Origin of the sequence: Streptomyces sp. DH12, from assembly GCF_020873895.1 — a bacterium.
Lineage (GTDB): Bacteria > Actinomycetota > Actinomycetes > Streptomycetales > Streptomycetaceae > Streptomyces.
In genome coordinates, this window is sequence record NZ_JAHWGT010000069.1 from 1 (window position 1) to 4,318 (window position 4,318).

3 protein-coding genes are annotated in these 4,318 nt (G+C 75.4%); all 3 read right to left on the minus strand.

What is annotated here, in order from left to right:
* Positions 1 to 480: 480 nt before the first annotated feature.
* Entirely contained in the window at positions 481 to 1,716 is a 1,236-nt protein-coding gene (locus LPA54_RS32410; RefSeq protein ID WP_228984361.1) for a PP2C family protein-serine/threonine phosphatase, read from the minus strand.
* A 242-nt stretch (positions 1,717 to 1,958) separates the two neighbouring features.
* Positions 1,959 to 3,026 (minus strand): C40 family peptidase, encoded by a 1,068-nt coding sequence (locus tag LPA54_RS32415; protein WP_228984362.1) that lies wholly within the window; start codon positions 3,024 to 3,026, stop codon positions 1,959 to 1,961.
* 273 nt (positions 3,027 to 3,299) lie between these two features.
* Positions 3,300 to 4,118 carry a class I SAM-dependent methyltransferase gene (locus tag LPA54_RS32420; protein ID WP_228984363.1) on the minus strand — a complete coding sequence of 273 codons (819 nt, stop codon included), beginning with the start codon at positions 4,116 to 4,118 and terminating at the stop codon, positions 3,300 to 3,302.
* Positions 4,119 to 4,318: the final 200 nt, after the last annotated feature.

Sequence of the window (4,318 nt, forward strand, 5' to 3'; positions counted from 1 at the left end):
CCCCGCCCACCGGTCCGGCTCTCGCCCACTGAACCGGACCCCGCCCACCGGTCCGGCTCTCGCCCACTGAACCGGACCCCGCCCACCGGTCCGGCTCTCGCCCACTGAACCGGACCCCGCCCACCGGTCCGGCTCTCGCCCACTGAACCGGACCCCGCCCACCGGTCCGGCTCTCGCCCACTGAACCGGACCCCGCCCACCGGAGCGGCTCCGCCCGCTGCCGACACCGCCCGTGACAGCCGCCGCAGCCCAGGCCGGGCCAGCGCCCAGGCCGGGCCAGCGCCCGGGTCGGGACAGCACCCAGGTCGGGACAGCACCCAGGCCGGGACAGCACCCAGGCCGGGACAGCACCCAGGCCGGGCCAGCGCCCGGGGCGGGCCAGCGCCCGGGGCGGGCCAGCACCCGGGGCGGGCCAGCACCCAGGCCGGGCCAGCGCCCGGGTCGGGTCAGCGCCCGGGGCGGGACAGCATCCAGGCGGGGTCAGCGCCCGGGGCGGTCCAGGAGGAGGACTGCCACGTCGTCGGTCAGTTCGCCGCCGTTCAGTTCGCGTACCTCCGCGACGGCGGCCTCCAGGAGTTCCTCGCCGCCCAGGCCGCGTGCCAGCTGCTGGTTCACCATGTCGACCATGCCGTCCTGGCCCAGCCGGGGTGAGCCCGGACCCGCCGAGCGGCCCTCTATCAGCCCGTCCGTGTACATCATCAGGCTCCACGCCCCGCCCAACTCCACCTGCCGCCGCGGCCACCGCGCCTTCGACAGGAGGCCCAGCGCCGGGCCGCCGTCCTCGTACGGCAGCAGCCGGGCGTCCTGGCCGGTGCGCGCCAGCAGGGGTGCCGGGTGGCCGGCGAGGCACAGGCCCGCGCGCCGCCCGTCGGGGGCGATGTCCACCGTGCACAGCGTCGCGAAGATCTCCTCGCTCTCCCGTTCGTGCTCCAGCACCTGCTGGAGCGTCGACAGCAGTTCGTCACCGCAGAGCCCCGCGAACGTCAGGGCCCGCCACGCTATGCGCAGTTCCACGCCGAGCGCCGCCTCGTCCGGGCCGTGCCCGCAGACGTCGCCGATCATCGCGTGCACGGTGCCGTCCGGGGTGCGCACCGTGTCGTAGAAGTCGCCGCCGAGCAGGGCCCGGGAGCGGCCCGGCCGGTAGCGGGCGGCGAACCGCAGGTCGGAGCCCTGGAGCAGGGGCGTCGGGAGCAGGCCGCGCTCCAGGCGGGCGTTCTCCTGGGCCCGCAGCCGGGATTCCGCCAGTTTCACCTGCACCGAGTCGGCCCGCTTGCGCTCCACCGCGTACCGGATGGCCCGGCTCAGCAGTGGCCCGTCCAGTTCCTCGCGGAACAGCCGGTCCTGCGCCCCCGCCCGTACCGCCTCGGACGCCAGCTCGGCGCGGTCCGACGTGGCCAGGGCGAGCACCGCGTGGCGCGGGGCCACCTGGAGGACGTGGCGCAGGGTGGCCAGTGGGTCGTCACCGCGGCGGGCGTCGGTGGGCAGGTCCAGGTCGACCAGGACGCAGTGCACGTCGTCGGTGAGGAGCCGCTCGGCCTCGGTGAGGTTCCGGGCCGTGCGTATGCGGACCCGTCCGCCGCCGGCGTCGACCAGTTCGGGGACGGTGAACCGGCCCGCGGGGTCGTCCTCGATCACCAGCAGGGTCAGGTCGCCGTTCGACAGGTCGAGCGGGTTCACCCTCTGGCGCTGTGCGGGCACGGGCGCGGGTACGGGCATCGGTTCGGTTTCCTTCCCTCCCCCCGAGGGTGCGGGTGAGCGCCGGACGACGCCCCGCCGACGGGGACCATAGCGGCACCCGGCGCCCGAACGGAATGGCGATCGGCGAAGAGTCGCCGGCATATGCCTCGCCTGGGGAGGTAGTCGGCGCCCTCCTCATGAGAAACATCACGCGGGCGGCGGGCTCCCGCGCCGGACTCGCCCCCAAGTCCGCGAGCGGCGCCGCCGTGTCCCGAACGCCCCTACTTGTCCGGTCGGACCACGCCCAGGATCGGCATCGAGCCGGCGCCGGCGACCGTGATGTCCCGCCCAGGTCGGGGGGCGTGCACCATCTTGCCGTCGCCGACGTAGATCCCCACGTGGCTGGCGTCCGCGAAGTAGATGATCAGGTCACCGGGGCGCAGGTCCCGCACCGCGACCCGCGGCAGGAGCCGCCACTGCTCCTGCGACGTGCGCGGTATGCCGCGCCCCGCCGCGCCCCACGCCCGCAGGGTGAGCCCCGAGCAGTCGAACGAGTCCGGGCCTTCGGCGCCCCACACGTACGGCTTGCCGATCTGCGCGGTCGCGTACGCGATGGCCTTCCTGCCCTCGGCGGTCGCGCCGCGGTCGATCTCCTGGAGCGCGCCGGTGGCCAGCCACCTGGTCTGCGCGTCGTTCTGCGCCTGGCGCTCCAGTTCGCGCAGCCGCTCCCGCTCGGCGGCCTCCAGCCGCGACTCCAGCCGTTCCGCCGCGGCGATCTTGTCCTGTATGAGCTTCTTCGTCCGGGCCTGCTTGGCGCGGTTCGCCTCCAGCCGGCCGTACTCGGCGCTGGCGTCCCTGGTGTACGTCTCCAGGTCGTCCTGGCGCTTCTGGAGCTCGGTCAGCAGGTCCCGGGTGGCCTTCTGGCCCTGCACGACGCGGTTGGTGCTCTCCAGGAAGAGGCGCGGGTCGTCGGTGAGGACGAGCTTCGCCTCCTCGGGGATGCCGCCGTTGCGGTACTGGGCGCGTGCCGCGGCCCCCGCCCGTCTCTTCAGGTCGTCGATCCGCTCCTGGCCGTCCACGATCGCCTTCGACAGCCGCACGATCTCCGCGGACTGCTTCTTCGCCTGCTCCTCGGCGAGGTTGTACGCGTCCGTCGCGGAGGCGGCCTGCCGGTACAGGGCGTCGATCTCGGCGCGGACCTGCTCCAGGCTCTTCTTCGGCGCCACCTGGGCGCCGGCGCCCGGCGACGGTGTCGGCGCGGGCGCGGGCGCGGCGTGAGCGGGCTCCGCCAGCACGGTCAGGGCGCACACCACGGTGATCGCGACAGAGACGCAGCGGCGTCGGTTCACAAGCTCTCCCCCTCCGGACGTCGACCGACCAGGCGGCACCGCACCCCATCTGATTTACCGTCAGTAACTTTCGGTGCCCCGGCGATCGTGCCATGTAGAACGCGAAAGTAACAGGGTCGAGGAGCGGCGCCGGACCCACTGTCCACAGGCTGCCCACAGGTGGCGCCACCAGGGCGGGTTGTCCACAGGTCGCCCGCCGCCGACACGTCCGAGGCCCTACACTTCCGCGCCCACGGCGGGCGCGCGCCCACACGGCCGCGCCCGCACGCCCGCCTACGCCCCCGCGCCCCGCCAGCCGCGTGGCGCCAGCGCGTCCCAACGCACCGTCAACTCGCCCTGCCGCCACCGCCCAGGACCGTCCGACAGCGGCCACCGGGCGGACAGCGCCGACGCCGTCACGATCCAGCGCTGCCGGGCGCCCAGCGAGGCGTACGGGGCGGCGGCCGCCCACGCCCGGTCGAAGTCCCGCAGGAAGTCGTGCACGGCCTCACCCGGCACGTTCCGGTGGATCAGCGCCTTGGGCAGCCGCTCCGCCAGGTCCGACGGCCGATCCAGCGAGCCGAGCCGGGTGGCGAACGTCACCGTGCGGGGCCCCTCCGGTCCGAGCGCCACCCACACGTGCCGGCGCCCCACCTCGTCGCACGTGCCCTCCACCAGCAGCCCGTCCGGCCCCGCGAGCCGTCCGCACAGGCGCTCCCACACCGCACGGACCTGGTCCTCGTCGTACTGGCGCAGCACGTTCGCCGCCCGGATCAGCGACACCGGCCCGTCGACCGGCACCTCGAAGCCGCCGTGCGCGAAGGACAGGCCGTCGCGCACGTAGGGCAGCGCCGCCGCCACGCGCGCGGGGTCGATCTCGACGCCGACCACGCGCGCGCGTGGGTCCGCGTCCCGCCGCAGCCGGTCCAGCAACTCGACGGCAGTCCAGGGCGCCGCCCCGTACCCGAGGTCCACGGCGACCGGCGGGGCGTCCGCGCGGCGCAGGGCGGACCCGTGGACGGCCGCGATCCAGCGGTCCATGCGGCGCAGCCGGTTCGGGTTGGTGGTCCCGCGGGTGGGGGTGCCGACAGGTCGGGTGGTACGCGGGGCCATGGGGACGAGCGTAGACGCTCCCCGCCGGACGGCCGGGGCAGCCGGGGTCACCGGGGGAGGGGGCCGCCCACAGCAGCGACGCCCGATCCCGCCTCCCCGAGCCCCCACTCCGGTCCCGCCCCCACTCCGGTCCCGATCCTCGCCCCGGGCCACCCCACTCCGGGCCTACCCGCCGCCCCGCCCCGGACGTACCCGCCACC

Excerpts from the sequence above, each read along its gene's own strand:
- LPA54_RS32420 (WP_228984363.1), bottom strand. The coding sequence starts at position 4,118 with ATGGCCCCGCGTACCACCCGACCTGTCGGCACCCCCACCCGCGGGACC.
- LPA54_RS32410 (WP_228984361.1), bottom strand. The coding sequence starts at position 1,716 with ATGCCCGTACCCGCGCCCGTGCCCGCACAGCGCCAGAGGGTGAACCCG.